Here is a 21,848-nt window from a genome sequence, read left to right as displayed (position 1 = left end):
AGAATTTAGATGAATTATAAAATAAAAAAGCACTCAGACTAAATAGCATGAGTGCTTAATTCAACTATTCAAAAAATTAGAATAAGTTGCTGAAGAATTGTTTAACATGGTCGATTAAGCGTGCAAAGAATCCTGCTTCTTCAACTGGCTTTAATGCAACTAATGGCTTTTCAGCAATAACTTTGCCGTCTAGACTCGCAACAAGTTTACCCACGACTTGGCCTTTTTGAAGCGGCGCATTTAAGTTAGGCTGAACGACTAATTGAGTTTTAATGCCCCCAGCTTTACCTTTAGGCATGGTCACGCTAAAGTTTTCAGCCAAGCCCACTTGAACTTCATCTTCTTTACCAAACCAGACTTTTGCTTTTGCAAGAACTTGGTTGGCTGGTTGAACATTTGCAGTTTCAAAGTTTGCAAAACCCCAAGCCAATAATGTGCGCGTTTGGTCTGCACGTTCAGACATGCTTGGCGTACCAAAAATCACTGAAATTAAACGCATTGGACCGCGTTTACTTGAAGTAGTTAAGCAGTAGCCTGCTTCATCTGTATGGCCTGTTTTTAAACCATCTACACTTGGGTCTGTGTAAAGCAAGGCATTACGGTTACCTTGTTTAATACCATTAAAGGTAAATTCTTTTTCAGAGTAGATTGGGTAATATTTTGAGCTATCTTTAATAATATGCTGTGCTAAAACTGCCATATCTTTTGCAGTTGAATAATGACCTTCAGCTGGCATACCGGTCGAGTTAATAAACTGAGTGTTTACCATGCCGATACGTTTTGCTTCCTGATTCATCATATGAGCAAACGTGCCTTCATTTCCGGCAATATGTTCAGCCATTGCTTTTGATGCATCATTACCTGACTGGATAATAATACCACGGAGCATTTCTAGAACAGTCGCTGTACCATTTAAAGGGACATACATACATGATTCAGAGCTACTTCCTTTACACCACGCAGATTCGTTCATGCGAACCTGCTCATTTTCAGTCAGGTCACCTTTTAATAATTTTTGTTCAATGATGTAACTAGTCATCATTTTAGTCATTGAAGCAGGTGCAAGCTTTTCGTTTTCATTTTTAGAAGCGAGAATTTGTCCTGTCTCATAATCCATTAATACATAAGACTTATTATTTAATTCTGGCGGAGCTGATAAGACAGTTGCTGCATAAGAAAAACTTGGTAAGAGGAGTAGTGCAGCAATAGCGCTTTTTCGAGTCATTCTAGGTAATTCCAATATCTTGTATGAAGCAGAAGAACCTAGCATTTTAGGATAAAGCAAAGCCGACTTCTATGGGGGAAGTCGGCTTTTTCAAACAGTATTGTAACTCAAGAGTTTTTTACTAATTTAGTTTTGCGATTGATACGCTTTCACGTCTTGGCAAACTAATGTGTTTTGCTTATCACCCGCTGCTTTAGCATCTTTACGTGCTTCTTTTAAGTATTTTTTGAAGCCTTTGTCTTTACTACGTTTTTCTAAAGCAGAGACAGGATCAGTTTCATTTGGTAGATAGTCTTTAACTAAACGTTCGTAGCCTTGAGCAAAATCAGCATCTTTTTTGCCAATAAGACTTGGGCAAATTTCAGAAAGTACTTGAATTGCAGCCAATTCTTCAGGAGTTATCCCTTGTTGTGGAGTTACTTCAACAACATTTTCATTTTCGGTTTTCTTTTCAGTTGTTTTCTTCTTATCAGCAGCAAAACCAACTGTTGCCATGCTCATAAGTAAAACCAAAGAGAGCGATTGAACTAAGCTTTTCTTCATAAACATCGATAACCCGAAATAAAATTTTTAAATATGTCGATAGCTTAACCAATTTGCAGGTTAAAAAAATGGAAAAAATGTATTGTTATGTTGGTTTTCTGCTTAATACCAAGCAGAAAACCTCAATAAATCTCTACTCTAAAAGAGCAAACATCTATTCTTTATAATTGACGATCTCTTCACAGAGCTCATGTTGCTCATGATGGTCCATTTGTTTTGCCGCAAGACGCGCTTCATTTAACAAGGTTTTAAACTCTGCATCATTTTGTAGAGTGGCGAGGGTAATGGATTTATTTGAATAACCGCTTAAATACATTGCGATAATTTTTTGAGTATTTGTCTCAAGTTTTTTAGTTGTCCCAACGAAAGCTGGACAAATTTCTTGTAAAACTTGCGTTGCGGCAATGTCATCTTTAATTAAGCTATCAGCCTCTTGTGTTGAGATGTCCTCATCTGCAAAAACCGCTTGCGTACACAATGTGATGCTAATCCCCAATACCTGAAAAAAAGGAGCAAAAGTTTTCATTTTTTCACAATTTTATAATGCTATGGAGGCATAAATATATATAATTCAACAAATAATTCAATTGTGAAAACCTTTAGGTTTATTTGTAGAGAAAGATTTTAGTGAATATTTTGATAGCGAATGATGACGGTGTTTTTGCGCCAGGTATACAGGCTTTAGCTGAAGCATTAAAACCACTTGGACGGGTGGTTGTGGTTGCCCCAGAAAGTGAAAGAAGTGGTTTCTCAAGTGCATTAACATTAGATCGACCATTGCGCCCAATCCAAATTGCCGAAGATGTATGGGCAGTAAATGGTACGCCAGCAGATTGTGTTTATTTATCAATGAATGGTTTGTTTGATTTCGAATTTGATTTGGTGGTAAGTGGAATCAATAGTGGCGCAAACTTAGGGGATGATGTTTTATATTCTGGAACAGTAGGGGCCGCATTTGAAGGGCGTTTAATGAAGCAACCAGCAATTGCTGTGTCTTTAGCTGGTCCTGATGTACGCGCTTATAACAATAAAGAAGATTATGCTCAGGCTGCTCAGTGGGTTCATGATTTTATTGCAAGCGGGCTGCCAGCTTTGCCTCCACGACATATCTTTAATATCAATATTCCTGACGTGCCACAGTTACAAGGAGCACAAATTACGTATCAGGGACGTCGTGCTCAATCTAAGCCTATTACCAGTCATGTTGACCCAAGAGGTCGTCAAGTTTACTGGATTGGGTTAGCAGGCGAGGCGGTAACAGATCCAGAGCGTGTTTCAAGTCAGATTCAATCGGATTTCTTTGCGGTAGCAAACGGATATGTGAGTGTTACGCCTATTCAAATGGACGCTACAAATTACGCCGTTTTAGAAGACCTTCAGCTCAGTTTGAGTCAATAATTTGCTTCGAATGTTATAACTTTGTGAATAAAGAAAAAGAGGAACGTGTTTCCTCTTACTTTTTTGGTACTCTTAGCCGAAATGATTTGTAGCATTTAGTGAGGGAGATCAATGCATTTAATTGGGCAACAAAACAGAGTGCATAGCCAAAAAGACAAAATAATGAAAATTATGATGCTGTCTGTAGTAGTAGGCTTTACTGCGGTTATGGCTGGATGTGCTTCTAAACCACAAATTAATAATAGTTCTCGCTATGCAATGGCTCCTAACTATTACACAGTTCGTTCAGGTGATACTTTAAGTGGTATCGCAATGCGTTATGGTTTGGACTATATCAGTATTGCCGAAATGAATGATATTCCTGCGCCATATCGTATTTATGTCAATCAGTCTTTGCGTTTGAAGAAAGGTTCTTCACCAAGAACGGTATCTACGCAAGTTATGGCGCAACCTGAGCAAATCAAACGTCAAACGATTGCTTTACCAACCACACAGCCTGTTACTCCAGTAACTCAGCCGTCAACTACTGCACCGTCAACGAATACTACAGTGACTTCGGTTGCACCAAATTCGAGCTTACGTTGGATAAAACCGACTAATGGTCCAGTAATTCAAGGGTTTAATTTGGCAAATAATGTCAAGGGAATCCGTTATGGTGGAAATCAGGGTGACCCTATTTATGCCGCAGCCGATGGTCAAGTCGTTTATGCCGCTGATGGCTTAAAAGAATACGGAAATCTGGTTTTAATTAAGCATATTGACGGTTACATCAGTGCGTATGCTCACAATAGCAAGATGTTGGTGAAAAGCGGTGATAATGTAACTGCTGGACAAAAAATTGCCGAAATGGGTTCTACCGGAGCATCTCAAGTCATGCTTGAGTTCCAGATTCGTTTGGATGGAAAACCGATTAATCCTATAAATCTTTTACCAAAATAGCTAATGCAAAAAACTTAGGTTTCCTCGTATAATGTAATTGGTTGCTTTCATTACAACAATAAGCATTTTTTATAAATTTAAAATTAGATTTGAGGAAACCTATGTTAGATCAGCTTCGTGCGATGGGTGTTTTCGCTTGTGTGGTCGAAAAAAGTTCATTTAGTGGTGCGGCACGTGAATTAGGAATTACAACAAGTGCGGTGAGCCAGCAAATACGCTCGCTTGAGCATGAAATGGATGTAACTCTATTGCATCGCTCCACTCGTAAACTGAGTTTGACAGAAGCCGGACAGGCTTTTTTTTCAAGCTGTCAAGAGATGTTGGCGGCTGCTGAAAGGGGAAAAATCAGAATTAATGAATTGAGGGATGACTTAATCGGGGATTTGCGTATTGCAACAACTCCTGATTTAGCAGTTCAACACCTCATTCCTGCATTATCTCACTGGATGTCTGCTCATCGCGGTTTATCTGTGCATTTCGAAGTTGGGCATCGTTATATCGATTTACTTGAAGAGCGAATTGATATTGCAGTACGCATGAGTTCTACTCCGGTAGAAGAGAGTAGCTCTGTCATTCCGATGGCTTTTGTAGACCAAATTTTGGTAGCTTCTCCCAGTTATTTGAACCAGTCTAGTCCAATTGTGCATCCTAATGATTTAAGAGATCATGAACTGTTGCCGATTAATGTCATGAATGACTCGCGCCATTTCAATTTCCAACATGTAAAAACAGGTGAAACACTGAATATTGAAATGCAAAGCCGTTTGCAGAGTAATAATTTACAAGTTGCAAAAGCCTTATGTCAGCAAGGGCATGGTATTGCACGAATTTTATATTTAGATGCTCAAAAAGAATTAAAAAATGGTTCTTTAATTGAGCTCATGCCAGATTGGAAATTACCAACGTTTACATTGTATGCTGAGATTGCGAAGCATGAACAGCAACCAATGAAAATTCAACGTTGTGTTGAGGCACTTAAACAATATTTTAGCCAGTTAGCAGGGGGACGAGCGATTCAGATCGTTCGTTAATTTTGCCACTCTAAAAGTAAAAAGGGCCTGTATTTTACAGGCCCTTTTTTTATTACTTCTGTTTTAATGTGGCAACTTCTTCTGCATTTTCTTGTGGCAGATCGTCAGCAGTAAGTTCTTCATGCTTTTTAATTTTCTTCTTATTTTTCTTTTTCTTCTTTGGCTCTTCTTCAATTTCAGCACCATCTTCAATGGCTTGCCAATATTCAAGTTGTTCCATCACTGCCGCATAAATTGAATTTTTACTGTATTTACCCTTCTTATCGAGTGTACCAACCGGACGAGCCATTAAAATTTCAAGTGCCTGATCGATCGTATCAATCGCATGGATATGGAATTGACCACTGCGAACAGCCTCAATCACATCCTGACGTAACATTAAATGCTGCATGTTTTGACGAGGAATAATAACACCTTGCTTACCAGTCAAACCTTGTAGCTTACATGCATCATAAAAACCTTCAATTTTTGCATTTACACCACCAATTGGCTGAACTTGTCCTAACTGGTTCATAGAGCCGGTAATTGCCCATGATTGATCAATTGGTATCTGGCTAATCGCAGAAATCAACGCTGAAAGCTCAGCAACAGTTGCACTATCACCATCGACTTGACCATAGCTTTGTTCAAATGCAAGTGCAGCAGAGAAGTGCAAAATCTGTTGACGGCCAAAGTGAGCTTTCAAAAAGCTAGACATGAGCAACACGCCTTTCGCGTGAAGTGAACCACCAAGCTCTACACTACGTTCAATATCAAGAATATCACCGCCACCTTGATAAACAGAGGCTGTCAAACGTGAAGGCAGACCAAACTCAACATCTGCATAATGAATAACGGAAAGGGCATTGATCTGACCTAAACGGTATCCTGACGTTTCGATTAATTGCGTGCCACGTGAAAGATCTTGCCAATATAACTCTCTCAAATAGCCTAAGCGGTATTGTCGATGTTGTAGAGCTAGGTTGATATGCTGTTCAGTGACAATCTTATCATCGGCTTTAAACGCATGGTGATGTGCTTCCCGAATGAGGTCACCTAGAGTAGAGGCATGTAATGATAATGAGCTTTGATCTTCAGCTTGGCGGCTAGAATCAGTTAATAAAGCTGCTAAAGCGCTACGATCAAATGGTAATAATTTATCGGCTTGTACGTAGTCAGCAATCAACTGCATATAAGCCTGTTCATTTGCTTCATTGCGTTGAAGTGTATCGGTAAAATCTGCACGAATTTTAAAGACACTACCAAGTTCCGGCTCAACCTCTAAAATTTCATAATAAATTTCAGGTTCAGCCATTAAGATCACTTTAATGTCGAGCGGAATTGCAGCAGGTTCAATCGAAATGCTACCTGTTAAAGTCAGCATATGTTCGAGTGACGATAATCTAAGCTGCCCAGATTTAAGCGCACGTTTTAAACCTTGCCAAGCATAGGGTTGTTCTAATAGCTGCTCAGCTTCAAGCATTAAAAAGCCACCATTGGCTTGATGCAATGAACCAGGACGAATCAAGGTGAAATCTGTGGTAATTGTGCCGTTATGGGTGAGCTGTTCAACGTGACCGAGTAAATTATAGTGTGTTGGAAAGTCTTCAAAAATAACAGGAGCACCGCTATTTGGTTTATTTGCAACAATGACATTGGCTTGATAACGTGCAGGAACACGATTGAACATTGAAGGAGCATAATCATCTTCTTCTTGTTCTAAAATCAGTTCTACATTATCAATAATATCTTGCGCATATTGTTTTAAGTAGTCTTCGAGTCCTTTAACCTGACCGTATTTATTTAAAATAAGATCCATTCTTGGCATAACGACTTGCGTTGCAATATCTCGATTTAACACAGACACTTTGTCACGTGCATCATCTTCTAAATCACCTAAATGTAGACCAAGGCGATCCAGCTTTTTATCCATATAGCGAATATTGGCCGCAATTTCAGCGCGTTGTTTACTATTTAACGCATCAATATCGTTTTGGGTAAGTTCTTGAACTTGATCATCTTTGACTTGTACTGGCACAAAACCATGTTTCTCATTACGGGAAATGAGTTTTAAGTCGAGTTCTTCACCTTCTTTGGTCAGTTCAACAAGTGCTTGCTGTTGTACATCACCTGTTTCCTGACGGATCCGTTCAATACGGTTATGATAAGTTTCTGCACTAAAACGGCGTTCAAGTTGTTTTAAAATAATTTGCCAAGTTTGTTCATGTGCTTGCTGAAACTTAGTCCCTTGACCTGCTGGGAAACGTAGGGCAATAGGTTGACGTGCTTGTTTGAAATTATAGACATACACCCAATCATCAGGCGTTGGCATTGTTTTGGCGTGCTGCTGTAACAAACGTTTGATCATGGTACGTTTGCCTAAACCAGCAGTTCCTACTGCAAAAATGTTATAGCCTGAGTAGGGCAACGAAATTCCTGCCTCTACAGATGCTTTGGCACGATCTTGACCTAAAAAGTTATTAAGAGGTTTGATGCGTTTGGTTGAAGCTGGAATTTTTTCAAAATCTGGGATATGTGTAAGTTGTTCGGGTTTTAAAACGGTCTTATCTAAGGTCATTTTTATATCAGGTTGCTCAAAAGCTGAAGGAAATGCATTTACTGTGACGTTTGTGGTGGTTGTTTTAGCGAGTGATAAAGTTGAAATAGTCACTTGATCAAGTTTTTGTGTCACTGTTGATATCCAGCAAAAGAAAACGAAGTTTGAAGCCTAAAGGTATACAGGTTTAGCATAAAATATCAAGCAAACTTGCGGTTTTTATCGCCAAAACAAAAATGTTTGCATAAAGAATCTTGAAAGCAATTGTAAGAAGGGTTTGAATAGGCACATTTACAATTTATGGAAAATAAAAAACGAATGACCACACAAGCTTCGGGTTGGGTCTCTGCTTTTAAAGCATTTTTAGATCGCCGTGCATTAATTATGCTGTTTCTTGGTTTTTCTGCCGGAATTCCAATTTTATTAATTTTCTCTAGTCTTTCTTTATGGCTTGGAGAGGCGGGTATTGATAAAAGTGCAGTCACTTTTTTTAGTTGGGCGGCTCTAGGTTACTCTTTTAAGTTTGTTTGGGCTCCTCTCATTGATGAGTTACCTGTACCTGTTTTAACCAAAATGTTAGGTCGAAGACGTGCTTGGTTGTTAATTGCACAGTGTTTGATTGTTCTTGCTATTTGTATCATGGCTTTTTCTGATCCTGCTTTAGGACAGAGTTATCTTGTTCAAATGGCAGTGGGTGCGGTGTTGCTTGGTTTTTCAGCAGCAACCCAAGATATTGTGATTGATGCCTACCGTATTGAATTAGCAGAAACAGAAATGCAAACAGTGTTGGCATCTACCTATAATGCTGGTTATCGAATCGGAATGATTGTGGCTGGAGCAGGAGCACTATTTCTAGCTGCATATTTGGGGACGGCTAAAGGTAATTACATTTACGAAGCTTGGAAAATGACTTATTTAACCATGGCAGCGGTTATGTTAGTCGGTATTGTAACGACTTTGCTCATTCGTGAACCTCAGGTAAATCGTGTTTATAAAAACTATAAGAGTAGTGATTACTACCGCTTGGTTTTCGTATTTTTTGTTGCCGTTATTTCATTTGTAGTCACCTATATTTATTCTGGACAGATAACAGAGGCAATTTCGCAAGCTGGAAATATAAAAGACAACGCAGCATTATTTGGTTTAGAAGCTTTAAGATTTTTAACGGCCACAGCTTGTGCCATTTTTGTGGGTTATTTACTGGTTAAATTTGGAGTAGTTAACCAACAAATGGCTAAAGAAACATGGATTGCACCAATTTTAGATTTCTTTAAACGTTATGGCGTCAAACTCGCATTAGTCTTATTACTTCTCATTGGTTTTTTCCGTATTTCAGACATTATTGCCGGTGTCATTTCCAATGTGTTTTACCAAGACCTGAATTTTAGTAAAGAAGAAATTGCCGAAGCAGTCAAAATCTATGGTGTTTTATTTAGCCTAGTTGGTGGGTTCTTAGGCGGTCTTTTAGCACAGCGCATAAACATTATGAAGCTTATGTTTGTGGGTGCAGTTTTGGCAAGTTCTACGAATTTAATTTTCATTGGTCTAGTAAAATCTGGTCAGCCATTAGATATGGTTGATGTAAAAGTTGGCGGTCAAAATTATCAAGTTAAACCAGATGAAGTGGGATTATGGAAATTAGAAGTTCCAAGTTCTGCTTTTAGTGGAACAAAACAAATTGAAGTAAAAGCTGCTTATGCTGCACAAACTAGTGTGCTACCTGTCATACGTACTCAGCCATTACTGACCACTGAATTAGCAAAATCACCTCTACAAATTTTACCTGTCATGGGCAATGATCAGGTTTCACTTAAAGAGGGGGAGGGAAGTGTTGTGGTTCGAGGCCAATACTTTGGGCAAGCTTTAACTCCTGCACAAAAAATCATAATTAGTCTTGATGGACAAAATTTTGATGCAAAAATGTCTGATCAAAAAGGTGTTTTCAGTGCAACCATTGATGCGAAAAAATTAGTGGCATCGAAGAGTAAAGAGCTTGATGTAGCTGTAATAGAGGGCGAACAGAAAATACTTTCTGCAACTCATCCTTATGCGGTTAGCTCCAATCTAAAAGCGACAAGTGAATTAGATGTGAATATTGAGCCGCTCCCTTATATTGATCCACTCTCTGGTCAATCTGTTGAAATCAGTGGTAAGGTGATTAAACCATATAGTTCTTTATGGCTTTATTTTGCCATTATTGTCGACAACTTGGCTTCTGGCTTAGCTGGCGCAGCATTTATTGCATTCCTTTCAAGTTTAACGAGTGTTTCATTTACAGCTGTTCAATATGCGATCTTTAGTTCACTCATGACGCTTACTCCAAAACTTTTGGGTGGATATTCAGGTACCATAGTGAGTAATATTGGTTATCCAAAGTTCTTTTTGATGACCACTCTTATTGGTATTCCAATCTTAATTTTAGTGGTTTGGGTTGGAAAACTTTTAAAAGATCATCAAACTCATGAATCAGAAAAGGCAGGTGAATAAACATGCGAATGCTTCATACAATGTTGCGAGTAGGCAATTTAGAACAATCTTTAAAGTTCTATACCGAAGTATTAGGAATGAAGTTACTTCGTAAGCGCGATTATGAAGAAGGGCGCTTTACACTGGCATTTGTTGGTTATGGTGATGAAGAAACCAATACTGTGCTTGAACTTACCCATAACTGGGATACATCAAGTTATGAGTTAGGCAATGCCTATGGTCATATTGCTATTGGTGTTGACGATGCCTATAAAGCGTGTGAAGAAATTAAAGCACGTGGCGGTAAAGTGGTGCGTGAAGCGGGTCCAATGAAAGGTGGTGTTACCGTTATCGCATTTGTTGAAGATCCAGATGGTTATAAAGTCGAATTGATTCAACAAGATGCTAATGCGACAAATAACTAAAAATTGACTATGACGCTTTAAGATTTAGGTCTTAAAAGTCTAGCTTTATTTTTTTAGCCCAGTATGATGAACGCTTGACCAAATGGTCAATTTATCAACTGGGTTTTTTATTTATCTAAAATAATCATAGGATGTGGCTATGTTGAAGTTATTGGCACTTGATCGATTTACAATTTTGTTAGTTGGAATGGTATTACTAGCAACATTTTTTCCAGTCAGTGGTCAAGCAGCGCAATATTTCAATACACTGACTACTGTCGCGATTGCAATTTTATTCTTTTTACATGGTGCGAAGCTGTCCCGTGAGGCTGTAATTGAAGGCATTTTGCATTGGAAAATGCATTTACTTGTCTTCGCATTTACTTTTTTTGTTTTCCCCGTGATTGGTTTGTTAGCTAAACCGATTCTGTTACCTCTATTAGGTCAGCAGCTATATTGGGGTTTTTTGTTTATGTGCTTTTTACCCTCTACGGTTCAATCTTCTATTGCATTTACATCAGTTGCAAAAGGGAATGTGGCTGGAGCGGTCTGTAGTGCATCTTTTTCAAACTTGATTGGTATGTTTATTACACCAGTGTTGGTCAGCTTTTTTATTTTAGGCCAAAGCCAACATGGGTTTGACCCGACTGCTTCAATTATACAAATTACATTGTTGCTGTTAGTGCCATTTATTTTAGGGCAGATATTACGTCCTTATATTTTTCCTTATATGGCAAAAGTTCCAAGTATTGTTAAGGCATTCGATCAAGGCTCAATTTTGATGGTGGTGTATGGAGCTTTCAGTGGGGCAGTGGTCGCAGGGCTTTGGCATCAGGTGAGCTGGAAAACCTTACTCATTCTAACAGTTGCTTGTTCAGTTCTATTAACCATCATTATGCTATTAGCACTGTATCTGCCTCGTGCTTTAGGATTTAACCGCGCAGATCAAGTCACGGTTTTCTTTTGTAGTTCAAAAAAGACATTGGCAAGTGGCGTGCCAATGGCGCAAATTTTATTTATTGGCCAGCCTTTAGGCATGATTGTGTTACCTATTATGATCTTTCATCAAATCCAATTAATGGTTTGCGGGGTAATTGCAAATTACTGGGCTAAATCTAAAGATTAATTCGCAAAAATAAATTATTTGACGTATAATGTTGTCCACTTGTTGTGCTTAGCTCTAACCCTAGAGGTTTCGGTGGGCCAAAAGAATGGTCTGTTGTGGTGTTGATCTGCTCATTTTGAGCTTTCCTCGATTTACATTGAGAGTGATCAATTGCGATGACAGCTTAAGCCTTTCTAATTAGGAGTAATCGACGATGCGCGCCGATATTCACCCAAAATATGCAACATTAGTAGCAACTTGTTCTTGCGGTAACGTAATCGAAACTCGTTCTGCTTTAGGTAAAGACACTATCTACCTTGACGTATGTTCAGCTTGCCACCCATTCTATACTGGTAAGCAAAAGAATGTAGACACTGGTGGTCGTATCGACAAATTCAAACAACGTTTTTCTGGTATGTCTCGCTCTATCAAGCGTTAATACTGCAAAACGAAACAAAAAACGGGCTTTATGCCCGTTTTTTGTTTGTGAACGACAAGACCATTATTGGTCTTGTACGTCTGTTAATCGATCAAGCCTTTTCTGGAAATAACGACCTTGTAAGAAACGTGCTTCTACATTCCAAGCGTTAGCAAATAAGTTCATATCATTAAGATCAGCAAGTAAAATCCCTACAGGTTTTACAGCCAGATAGTTCAAAATCTTTTCTTGTAGTTGCGCTAACCCATCTTCTGAGTTTAATAGCTCTGTCTTCTTCAATTGCAATTTTAAATATTGAACATCAAGCTGTTGCAATATCGATTCGCTATAAAGTGAAGAGGTGAAATCTCGAATTGAAATTTCCGCCCCGTGTTGACGTAGGCGGGTTATGTGTTGCTGAACAATTGAAAGATGTGGCTGAATCGCCTGCTCTGAAAATTGCAAAATCAACGGGCTTTCTTGCTTACTCCCAATAATAGTGAGTAATTTCGAAATGAGCTCAGGGAATGTTTTATCTTTGAGTAAGATATCAATATTCAAGTTAATAATGAGTTTAGCTTTCGGGTACTGCGTAATGAAATTATGTAGTTGCTTGCAAGCCTCTACCAAAACCCAACGGTCTAATTGAATTGAAAGTTCACTATCATCTCTTAATGCAGCTAAATCGTTTAAATCATGCCACTGTTCATCTGCAATAAAGCCACTAGTTACTTCATAGTTATGAGTGTCTTGATCATGCTTATCATAAATCTGCTGATATTTTAAATGAATTTCACCCCGAGCTAGCTGTTGCTTTAACTGCTGCAATAGCGATGATTGCACAGGGGCATCGACATGTTGAAGGGTAAGATCAAGTGAGATAGAAGAGCTGGTCGGTTCAGAAGAAATAATATCGATGGTTGGTACTAACTCAATGTCTGACTTCGCCTTAGGTAGCTCTTGCTGATTTGTTTGATCAAGAAGCTCTGCAAAGCTAGCTTCATTTAAAGGTTCACTAATTTCAGCATAACTGAGTTTGAATTGTACTGAATAATTAAGCTCATCAATCGTTAATAAATGCTCTTTTTGCAAACTTTGCAGACTAGCCAATTGGGAGTTAAGGACTGTACTGTTTTCGGCTTGCAAAACCCCAAGATATGCCCCAAGTTCAAGATTGAAAATCGGCATTTGCGTTTGTTCTTTCAGGAAACTTTGCAGCTGATTAAAATATTGTGCAGGAGTTTGCCAATCGAGTTGAAATACACGTTCTGGGCACTGACTTAATCTAAATAAAACCAATGCATTCGCTTGAGCAGGGTGGGTTGATAGCTGTCGATTAATCTGTTGCCAAGGTGTAACGGATCCGTAACTCTTTTCAGAAAAAACTGTATTTGCAGGTGCTTGTAAATCCAGTTGATAGTCAATGGTTAACTGTACGGCGTCTTCTTCCTGACTCGGAATAAATTCAAGTTTTAAAGCATTATTGCCTGAAATGGCTACATGTTGGCTTTGAATTTCAAAACGTGCCTGATCAAATTGACCTAATGAAATTTTCTTAAATCTTTGTTTAAAAATATTTAAATCATTGGGTTGTAACACATCTAAAATAGGCAGGCCAATAATCTCTTCTTCTTGTTTAAAGCCAAAAAGGTTGAGATATTCTGTGTTTGCCTTAACGTGCATACCTTCTTGAAAAAGGGCAACTGCTTTATGACTGTTATTGACCAATGTTTGTGTATGAGAATGAATAGTCTCTAGTTCATTGGTCAGACGTTGTTCGGTCTGCAATAAGTGGCTATACGACAAGGTCCGAATAAGCGTGATATAAAAATAATCTAGTGGTTCTAATGGAACTACATCATAAATACCTTTATGAATGTACGCTTGATATTGCTGAGGTTGATAATCTTCAGGTTGCAATAATAAAACAGGTAAATGTGGCTGCTCAGATGCTTGAATGAGGGAGAGGGTTTGTTCAATTTTTAGGTCATAAGCACGACCAAAAATAATAGCATCCCAAGGCGTATTTAACTGTTTTTCGAAACTTTTTAGATCATCAAGTAGTAAAGCGTGGACTTGATAATTATTCCCCAATAATAAATTTAAAATCTGGTTATAACGTAGCTGGTTGTCATCAATAATGAGTAAACGCGTTTCAGTACGTTTTAACTTTTTAGATAATAAAGAGTTTCTCACTTTAGTGCTTCCCATAAATCTTGACTGCTAGAGTTGCTATTCTTTTTCATCATGAATTGATCAAGCAGATTTTGTTGCTGCTCATTCAGAAGCTCGAAATGAAATTGAATAAAACTTTGAGTAATGAGTTGTGCTTTGAGTAGATACACTTTGATTTCTTCTGTCCCCAATCGTAAATGAATTGTTTGTTGCTCTCTAAAAATTTGTGACCCCGGTAAAATTAGTGTGTTTTGTATTTCTTCTAGGTTTTGTGTTTGTAGTAATAGTGCAGGATGATAATTGCGCGTATGACGCTCAGCTTGAATATGCACTGCGCAAGGGAACATGGCCTGTGACAAAATCTCTAGACCTAACTCTAGTGATTTTTCTGTCGACTGCTTAATCCAGCGGATTACGCCACCACGCCATTGTCCATGCAGGGTTTCTTTAACTAAAATATATTCACCGGTTCTTAGATTTTTTGGTGCTTCCCCAGACCATTTAATACGATATCCATTGACACTAATATCAAGAACAGTCGTTTGATAAATAGTTTTAGTTTCACGACTCAAGCGTTGATAGGATGTCGTTTGTTGTTCTTTTTTCTCTAAATTGGATAGGACTTTAGACTCACTTTGTAAGTTGTAGTTATTATTAAGATGTAAGGTTTCTTCAAAGTTTTTTGCTTTTGAAAGATAGAAGTGGGCCGTGCTTAAACCGAAACAAATTTGTAGCTCTGCATTATATTCATAACGCTCATGACGACGTTGAGCCGTCGTACCTAAAATTGTTTGAACATGAAACTTTAAAGCTGGGCTTAAATAAAACTTTTCATTCTTGGAAATATATTGTGCATTTTTATGCATGGTTGCAGTGACATGCTCAAGTAAAGCCTGTGTGCCTATAAAAATGCTTGGGCTAAAGTTAGAGCTACGTTTGGTGTTATAAACCGGCGGATGGTCTTTATTTGGGTCGACTACATATTTTGTTAAAGCTGTATCTTTTGGCAAGATATGAATCATTCTTGCCCAGTCAAAACTACATTGAAATAAAGCCTGAATTTCTGACTGACGAATTTGGTTCGTATTTAAAATATCGAGCAAAATTAGCTGTGCATAGGCTTGGGTAATATTTGCTAGGGGATGATGTACACCCTGAATGTGGTTAATATTTACCAGATGATATTTATGTTGAACTGCGGTTTCGTAGAGTTGATGTGCAATTAACCATTGCCCTTTAACCGGTTCACTGTAGAGCATATGCTGCTGATATAAGAGACTGGTTAATTGTTGTAGGGCATGGAAAGTTGATAAAGTACGTGCTGTTTGTAAATTCTTTTTTTGTCTATAGGCAAATAAAGAAAACTTTTGATGCTGTAATTGCTCATGGCTATTTTGCGCAATATTTAAATAAATACTGGCGAAATAGCAACGGAGCAACATCGCTAACTCAATAATATGTTCATTACGGTCTGTGCTAATAACACCTTGGTTAAAAAAGTTTTTTTCTAGACTTGAAAGAACATTATTAATGGTGGGGTGAAGCGTTTGAATGAGATCAAAACGCAGGGTTTCACTACATTTTAATTCATTGAGCTCTAAAATAGCGGTGAATAATGCTTTTGAGGTATCGCCGAGTTGCATAATAGAAAGGGTAGTGACCCATTCATTAAGATCTTTAATATTGGCTTCACAAAAGCTTAACCGCTCACGAGTGAGTTCGGTTTGATTGTGAAAAATGTCCGACAGTGCATTATTCATCATCACTTATTATATAACTCAAAATGTTGTAGCCCCAAAAAGCGGTGTTTTATTCTTTTCGCCCGCAATTTCCCTGACGAGTTTAGGAACCAAATACCCCGGTAGGTTCGCTAACACATCACGATATATATCATCTATCTCAGATGATTCTAAATCAAAATGTTGTGCACCTTTTACTTTATCTAAAACATGTAAGTAATAAGGCATAACGCGAGCTTCAAATAAACGATAACTTAAATCAATTAATGTTTGTGCAGAATCATTCACACCTTTAAGCAATACTGCCTGATTCAGTACAGTAATGTGCTCGGCAGATAACTGCAACAATTTTGAACAGGTAAAGTCATCGAGTTCAGAAGCGTGATTTGAGTGTACCACCAGAATAATACGCAGCCTACTGTTTTTTAATAAAGAAATCAGCTCTTCGTCGATCCGGTTTGGAATCACAATTGGAACCCGTGAATGAATTCTCAGAATCTTAATTTGTTTGAGAGATGATAAACGTTCTAGCCAAAGTGCTAATTTACGATTAGAAAGCGTAAGGGGGTCTCCACCACTCAAAATGATTTCATTAATGTGCGGATTCGCTTCAATATAATTTTTAATATTTAGCCAATCTTCATTTTTTGGCAAATTTTCTTGATAGGGAAAATGTCGACGGAAGCAATAACGGCAATGTACGGCACAGGCACCCGTTAAAGTCAGTAAAAAGCGCGATTTATATTTATGTAATACACCGGGTAATTGATTTGCTGCTTCTTCGCCTAATGGGTCAGTAACAAATTCAGGATGTTCTTCAAGTTCTAAATGATGAGGTAAAACTTGTAGCAAAAGCGGGTCAAAAGGGTTTTGTGTGTTCATTTTTCCGACGAACGCACGAGGAACACGTAATTTAAACTGTTCAGAAGCCAGAATCGCACCCGATAATAGCTGCTCTGAGGATAACTCGAGTAGGCTTAGCAATTCAGAAGGATCAGTAATAAGGTCACTCAGTTGTGATTGCCAGTTTTGCTCTTGGTATAAATAGTTTATCATTTGACACGATTAAGATAATGCAACAACGCATTATATCGCATAGTTGACTTGTTAAGTTTGGAGTGTGCCTTTCATGGCCTATTATTCTACAAATGATTTTAAAGCAGGCCTTAAGGTTATGCTTGATGGTAACCCATGTTCAATCATGGAAAACGAATATGTAAAACCAGGTAAAGGTCAAGCGTTCAACCGTGTAAAACTACGTAACCTTAAAACCGGTAAAGTATTAGAAAAAACTTTCAAATCAGGTGACTCTTTAGAAGCTGCTGATATTGTTGAAGTTGAAATGGAATACCTATACAACGATGGTGAAATGTGGAATTTCATGGATCCTGTATCTTTTGAGCAAATCGCTGCAGACAAAACTGCAATGGGCGATGCTGCAAAATGGTTAAAAGACGATTCAAATGAAAAATGTACGATTATGTTGTTCAACGGCGTACCTTTAACTGTAAACCCACCGAACTTCGTTGTATTAAAAATTGTTGAAACTGATCCAGGTGTACGTGGTGATACATCTGGCGGTGGCGGTAAACCTGCTAAGCTTGAAACAGGTGCGGTTGTTCGTGTTCCGTTATTTGTTCAGCAAGAAGAAAGCGTTCGTGTAGATACTCGTACTGGCGATTATTTAGAGCGTGCATAATAGTTAAAAAATAAACTATTATCGAAGGGATGATGTCAATCATCCCTTTTTTTATGCGAAAGTATAAGAGGAAAAAAACGAAAGGAGGAGTACAGTCACAAGGATTTGATAGGAACAGTACATAACAATATAAAAATGCTGTAGTTATTTATTGAGAGGTTAAGAATGGACACAATGCAAGCGAAATCTACGCTTCCCTCCAAGCTGGTCTGGAGCCTAGTGGCAATTATAGGTGCGATTTCTTTTGGGATGCTGGCACTCAGTCGTGGTGAACATGTCAATGCGGTTTGGCTTGTACTCGCTGCAGCATGTGTATATAGCATCGCATATCGATTTTATAGTCTATTTATTGCAACTAAAGTATTTGAATTAAACCCAAGACGTTTAACCCCAGCACATCGTTTAGCCGATGGTCTGGATTATGTACCCACCAATAAATATGTACTTTTTGGTCACCACTTTGCTGCAATTGCCGGAGCGGGGCCATTAGTCGGGCCAATTTTAGCGGCACAAATGGGTTTTTTACCGGGGACAATCTGGCTACTGGTTGGTGTGGTTGTCGCGGGGGCAGTACAAGACTTTTTAGTTTTATTTATTTCAACGCGTCGAGACGGTCGGTCGCTTGGTGAAATGGCAAAACAGGAATTAGGTTCTTTTGCCGGAATCGTTGTAATGCTTGGTGCGCTTGGGGTAATGATTATTATCCTAGCAGTATTGGCTTTAGTTGTAGTTAAAGCACTTGCCCATAGCCCATGGGGTGTTTTTACAATTGCAGCAACTATTCCAATTGCATTATTTATGGGCGTCTATATGCGATTTATTCGCCCAGGACGTATTGCTGAAGTTTCTATTATTGGCTTCGTGTTAATGATGCTTGCTATTGTCTATGGTGGACATGTTGCAGCAGATCCTTACTGGGGTGAATTTTTCACTTTAACGGGAACACAGCTCACTTGGTGTTTAATCATTTATGGTTTTATTGCCTCAGTATTGCCAGTCTGGCTACTGTTAGCACCACGTGATTACCTATCAACTTTCCTTAAAATTGGTGTCATTCTCGGTTTAGCAGTCGGTATTATCATTGCATTACCTGAATTGAAAATGCCAGCAGTGACCCACTTTATTGATGGTACTGGTCCTGTTTTCTCAGGTAGTTTATTTCCATTCCTATTTATTACCATTGCCTGTGGTGCGATTTCTGGTTTCCATGCGCTTGTATCCAGTGGTACAACACCAAAACTCATTGATAACGAAGCTGATATTCGTGTGATTGGTTATGGCGGCATGCTCATGGAATCTTTCGTCGGTATTATGGCGATGATCTGTGCAACTGTCTTAGACCCAGGCGTGTACTTTGCAATTAATGCACCTGCGGCTGTACTTGGTACAACTGTAGAAACTGCGGCAGAAGCTGTTCGTAATTTAGGGTTTGTGGTTACTCCTGAAATGTTGACGGTGTTGGCACAGGAAGTCGGAGAATCTTCGATTTTATCGCGTACAGGTGGAGCACCTACGTTTGCGATTGGTATGGCACACATCATTTCGGAAATTTTCAATAGCCGTTCAATGATGGCGTTTTGGTATCACTTTGCCATTTTGTTTGAAGCATTATTCATCTTAACTGCTGTAGATGCGGGTACACGTGCTTGCCGTTTCATGGTGCAAGACACAGTGGGTATTGTTATTCCTGCGGTTAAATCTTCTGGTTCATTCTTGGGTAACTTAGTGGGTACTGCGGTTGCAGTGGGTGGATGGGGTTTCTTCGTCTATCAAGGTGTGATTGATCCACTCGGTGGTGTCAATTCACTCTGGCCTTTATTTGGTGTTGGTAACCAGATGCTGGCTTCAATGGCACTCATTTTGGGTACAGTCATTTTGTTTAAAATGAAAAAAGAAAAATATGTATGGGTAACAATCGTCCCAACAATTTTCTTATTCGTGACTTGTATGACTGCGGGTTGGCAAAAGATTTTCCACGAAAATCCAAAGATTGGATTCTTGGCACAAGCACATAAGGCTTCTGATGCGATTGCTCGTGGGGAAATAATTAAACCAGCCAAAACTATTGCTGAGATGCAAAACATTGTGATGTCGAATCAGATTAATGCTGCGCTTTGTGGCTTCTTTATGATTGTATCGATTGTCATGATTATTGCTTCAATTGGTATTGTACGCCGTGCTTTAGCAAGTCGAACACCGACTGTAAACGAAGCGCCTGCGGTATATGCCGATCCTAAAGTGGTCACCACTCGAGGAGAGTAAAGATGAATTTTAAATTTGCAAAAAATGGAACTGTCATTATTGCGAAAATCATCAAAATGACGGTGCTCTCGCAAAAAGAGCTGTTGTTGTCTCCAAAGAACTGGTCACGCATTGCAACACTGTGGCAGCGTTTGCAGCAAAGCTTTCGACTCATGGTTGGTGTGCCAGATTACCAAACTTATTTGGAACACATGAAAGCGCATCATCCTGATTTAACACCAATGGATGCAAAGACTTTCTATCGTTATTGTGTGGATGCGCGTTATCCAACGGCAGGCGGTACTTTAAAGAAATGCCCTTGTTAAGTTGAGCTTGATATTCAGCTAAACAAAACGGTATGTGGTTAAACCATGTACCGTTTTTCTTTTTTAGAAAATGAAAAAAGTTTGCTTAAAGTCTGCTCATTTGTATTTTTTTCAATTGAAAATCACTTGTTTTGCTTTTGAAAAATGAATATTATGCTTTCCATTCTAGGTGTATAGCTCAGTTGGTTAGAGCGCTACGTTGACATCGTAGAGGTCTCCAGTTCGAGTCTGGATATACCTACCAAAATTATGAATTAGTATAAAGCAATATGACTGTATACTAAAAAAAAGCCTCAAAATTCAATGTTTTGAGGCTTTTTTATTGCGTTTAATAACGATATATAACGCTATATACCGCTGGTATTTTTGTATCACAGTACGTATCATTAAAATAAATCGAACTCGTGATACAAAATTATATGAAAAGAAGTGAAATAAAAAAGATACCTTTATCGGATACCGCATTGGCTAATCTAGAACCTGAGAGTGTTGATTACAGGATTAGAGATAGTGGCAAGTTATATTTTTTTGTGAAGAAAGATGGAAGTAAGTCTTGGCAATATCGCTCTAAAAATGAATTGGGAAAGGACGGTTATCAGGGGTTAGGTAGCTACCCAAACGTAAGTGGACAATATGCTAGAAAAAAAGCTAGTGAATTAGCACTTAAAGAATCAAATGGTGAGATTGTTAGATTTAGCAAACATTATAAAAAACATATTGATAGTAAAAAAAACTTAACATTTGAAGTCATTATCAATGATTGGCTTGAAACTAAAAAAAATACTTGGGATGAAGAAACGTTTTATAAAGCTAAAAAATCAATCCAAAAACATGTGATAAAGGAATTTGGTTATAGAGAATGTATATCAATTAAAAAGAAAGAATGGTTTGATTTCTTTCAAAGATTAAGAACAGTTAATAAAATTAATAATCAAGTTGATAAACTAATCTCATATTGTACAAATGCCTATGATTTAGCAAATGATGTGTGCTGAAAAAACAGGAGGTTTTAACTTGGTAAACTAAACACACTCATCAGGAGTTTACCATGAGCAAGAAACACAAGACTTACACCACAGAATTTAAAGCTGAAGCCATCAAATTAATTGAAGCCAATCAAGGCAATGTCTCGGAAACAGCCAGACAACTTAGCATTTCAATGCAAACTCTTTCAAATTGGAATACCAAAGCAAAGGCTGGAACTTTAGCAGGTACAAAACAGTATTCACCTGATCTAAACGCTCTACTCGAAGAAAATAAAAAACTCAAACAACAGCTCAAAATAGCTGAAATGGAACGTGAATTTTTAAAAAAGGCAGCAGCGTACTTTGCCAAAGAAAGTCAGTAAGGTACGCCTATATGAAACAAAAAAGATATTCTTTTCCAATTACCTTAATGGCTCGATTACTTCATGTTTCAGTTTCATGTTTTTATGATTGGCTCAAGAGAGGCGTGAGCAAAAGAACGATTCAACGAAATCAACAGACGATATTGGTGAAAATAGCCCATGAGGAGACAAAGCAGAGCTATGGTTATATTCGATTAACCAAATACTTACAAGCTCAGGGTATAAAAATGAGTATGTACGCTGTACGTCAGATAA

General features: G+C 38.3%; 18 protein-coding genes, 1 tRNA gene and 1 pseudogene. 13 read left to right on the top strand and 7 right to left on the bottom strand.

Going from position 1 to position 21,848, the window contains the following annotated elements; all coding sequences use genetic code 11:
* Positions 1-76: 76 nt before the first annotated feature.
* The 3 genes from dacC to ACINWC141_RS17345 all read right to left on the bottom strand — a co-directional run bounded on the left by dacC (position 77) and on the right by ACINWC141_RS17345 (position 2,294).
* Positions 77-1,225: a D-alanyl-D-alanine carboxypeptidase PBP5/6 gene (gene dacC, locus ACINWC141_RS17355; RefSeq protein WP_009393588.1), complete on the bottom strand. Its 1,149-nt coding sequence runs from the start codon at positions 1,223-1,225 to the stop codon at positions 77-79.
* A 126-nt stretch (positions 1,226-1,351) separates the two neighbouring features.
* The gene (locus ACINWC141_RS17350; RefSeq protein WP_009393579.1) at positions 1,352-1,774 is read right to left on the bottom strand and encodes an MCR_0457 family protein; all 423 of its coding nucleotides are present in this window, start codon (positions 1,772-1,774) and stop codon (positions 1,352-1,354) included.
* Between the two features lie 148 nt (positions 1,775-1,922).
* Complete coding sequence (locus tag ACINWC141_RS17345; protein WP_009393510.1) at positions 1,923-2,294, bottom strand: MCR_0457 family protein; 372 nt, start codon at positions 2,292-2,294, stop codon at positions 1,923-1,925.
* Between the two features lie 101 nt (positions 2,295-2,395).
* On the opposite strand from ACINWC141_RS17345, the gene surE reads away from it, so the two are divergent.
* The 3 genes from surE (at position 2,396) to ACINWC141_RS17330 (ending at position 5,136) form a co-directional block, all read left to right on the top strand.
* Positions 2,396-3,166, top strand: a complete 771-nt coding sequence (gene surE, locus ACINWC141_RS17340; protein WP_009393519.1) for a 5'/3'-nucleotidase SurE — start codon at positions 2,396-2,398, stop codon at positions 3,164-3,166.
* A gap of 111 nt (positions 3,167-3,277) precedes the next feature.
* Positions 3,278-4,105 (top strand): peptidoglycan DD-metalloendopeptidase family protein, encoded by an 828-nt coding sequence (locus ACINWC141_RS17335; protein ID WP_009393515.1) that lies wholly within the window; start codon positions 3,278-3,280, stop codon positions 4,103-4,105.
* 101 nt (positions 4,106-4,206) lie between these two features.
* Positions 4,207-5,136 carry a LysR family transcriptional regulator gene (locus ACINWC141_RS17330; RefSeq protein WP_009393673.1) on the top strand — a complete coding sequence of 310 codons (930 nt, stop codon included), beginning with the start codon at positions 4,207-4,209 and terminating at the stop codon, positions 5,134-5,136.
* A gap of 52 nt (positions 5,137-5,188) precedes the next feature.
* Here ACINWC141_RS17330 and ACINWC141_RS17325 read toward each other — a convergent pair whose 3' ends face one another.
* Positions 5,189-7,807: a Lon protease family protein gene (locus ACINWC141_RS17325; RefSeq protein WP_009393549.1), complete on the bottom strand. Its 2,619-nt coding sequence runs from the start codon at positions 7,805-7,807 to the stop codon at positions 5,189-5,191.
* A 165-nt stretch (positions 7,808-7,972) separates the two neighbouring features.
* On the opposite strand from ACINWC141_RS17325, the gene ACINWC141_RS17320 reads away from it, so the two are divergent.
* From ACINWC141_RS17320 to rpmE, 4 genes are all read left to right on the top strand, one after another.
* A complete protein-coding gene (locus tag ACINWC141_RS17320) occupies positions 7,973-10,159 on the top strand; it encodes an AmpG family muropeptide MFS transporter (protein WP_009393541.1) in 2,187 nt (728 codons plus the stop codon).
* A 2-nt stretch (positions 10,160-10,161) separates the two neighbouring features.
* Positions 10,162-10,563: a lactoylglutathione lyase gene (gene gloA, locus ACINWC141_RS17315; protein ID WP_009393535.1), complete on the top strand. Its 402-nt coding sequence runs from the start codon at positions 10,162-10,164 to the stop codon at positions 10,561-10,563.
* 133 nt (positions 10,564-10,696) lie between these two features.
* On the top strand, positions 10,697-11,668 hold the full coding sequence (locus tag ACINWC141_RS17310; protein WP_171058576.1) for a bile acid:sodium symporter family protein: 972 nt from the start codon (positions 10,697-10,699) through the stop codon (positions 11,666-11,668).
* A gap of 193 nt (positions 11,669-11,861) precedes the next feature.
* The gene (gene rpmE / locus ACINWC141_RS17305; RefSeq protein WP_003650476.1) at positions 11,862-12,086 is read left to right on the top strand and encodes a 50S ribosomal protein L31; all 225 of its coding nucleotides are present in this window, start codon (positions 11,862-11,864) and stop codon (positions 12,084-12,086) included.
* A gap of 63 nt (positions 12,087-12,149) precedes the next feature.
* On the opposite strand, the gene ACINWC141_RS17300 is transcribed toward rpmE, so the two are convergent.
* The 3 genes from ACINWC141_RS17300 to epmB are packed head-to-tail and all read right to left on the bottom strand — an operon-like array spanning position 12,150 to position 17,035.
* The gene (locus tag ACINWC141_RS17300; RefSeq protein ID WP_009393575.1) at positions 12,150-14,261 is read right to left on the bottom strand and encodes an EAL domain-containing protein; all 2,112 of its coding nucleotides are present in this window, start codon (positions 14,259-14,261) and stop codon (positions 12,150-12,152) included.
* Positions 14,258-16,003, bottom strand: a complete 1,746-nt coding sequence (locus tag ACINWC141_RS17295; protein WP_009393472.1) for a cyclic-di-GMP receptor FimW-related protein — start codon at positions 16,001-16,003, stop codon at positions 14,258-14,260. Before ACINWC141_RS17295 ends, ACINWC141_RS17300 begins: the two co-directional genes overlap by 4 nt.
* 15 nt (positions 16,004-16,018) lie before the next feature.
* Positions 16,019-17,035 carry an EF-P beta-lysylation protein EpmB gene (epmB, locus tag ACINWC141_RS17290; RefSeq protein WP_009393625.1) on the bottom strand — a complete coding sequence of 339 codons (1,017 nt, stop codon included), beginning with the start codon at positions 17,033-17,035 and terminating at the stop codon, positions 16,019-16,021.
* 73 nt (positions 17,036-17,108) lie between these two features.
* Here epmB and efp point away from each other — a divergent pair, with 73 nt between their 5' ends.
* From efp to ACINWC141_RS19910, 6 genes and pseudogenes are all read left to right on the top strand, one after another.
* Positions 17,109-17,678 (top strand): elongation factor P, encoded by a 570-nt coding sequence (gene efp / locus ACINWC141_RS17285; protein ID WP_004790907.1) that lies wholly within the window; start codon positions 17,109-17,111, stop codon positions 17,676-17,678.
* A gap of 165 nt (positions 17,679-17,843) precedes the next feature.
* Positions 17,844-19,940: a carbon starvation CstA family protein gene (locus ACINWC141_RS17280; RefSeq protein ID WP_034679043.1), complete on the top strand. Its 2,097-nt coding sequence runs from the start codon at positions 17,844-17,846 to the stop codon at positions 19,938-19,940.
* 2 nt (positions 19,941-19,942) lie between these two features.
* Positions 19,943-20,245 (top strand): YbdD/YjiX family protein, encoded by a 303-nt coding sequence (locus tag ACINWC141_RS17275; protein WP_009393620.1) that lies wholly within the window; start codon positions 19,943-19,945, stop codon positions 20,243-20,245.
* A gap of 167 nt (positions 20,246-20,412) precedes the next feature.
* Positions 20,413-20,489: transfer RNA gene (locus ACINWC141_RS17270), tRNA-Val, on the top strand.
* A gap of 175 nt (positions 20,490-20,664) precedes the next feature.
* Complete coding sequence (locus ACINWC141_RS17265; protein WP_009393534.1) at positions 20,665-21,240, top strand: integrase arm-type DNA-binding domain-containing protein; 576 nt, start codon at positions 20,665-20,667, stop codon at positions 21,238-21,240.
* 53 nt (positions 21,241-21,293) lie between these two features.
* A pseudogene (locus tag ACINWC141_RS19910) lies at positions 21,294-21,848 on the top strand (IS3-like element ISAba22 family transposase); the annotation flags it as partial.

The organism is Acinetobacter sp. WC-141 (assembly GCF_000313935.1).
Lineage (GTDB): Bacteria > Pseudomonadota > Gammaproteobacteria > Pseudomonadales > Moraxellaceae > Acinetobacter.
Note: the sequence above shows the minus strand (reverse complement) of the source record. Positions and strands in the feature narration are given on the sequence as shown.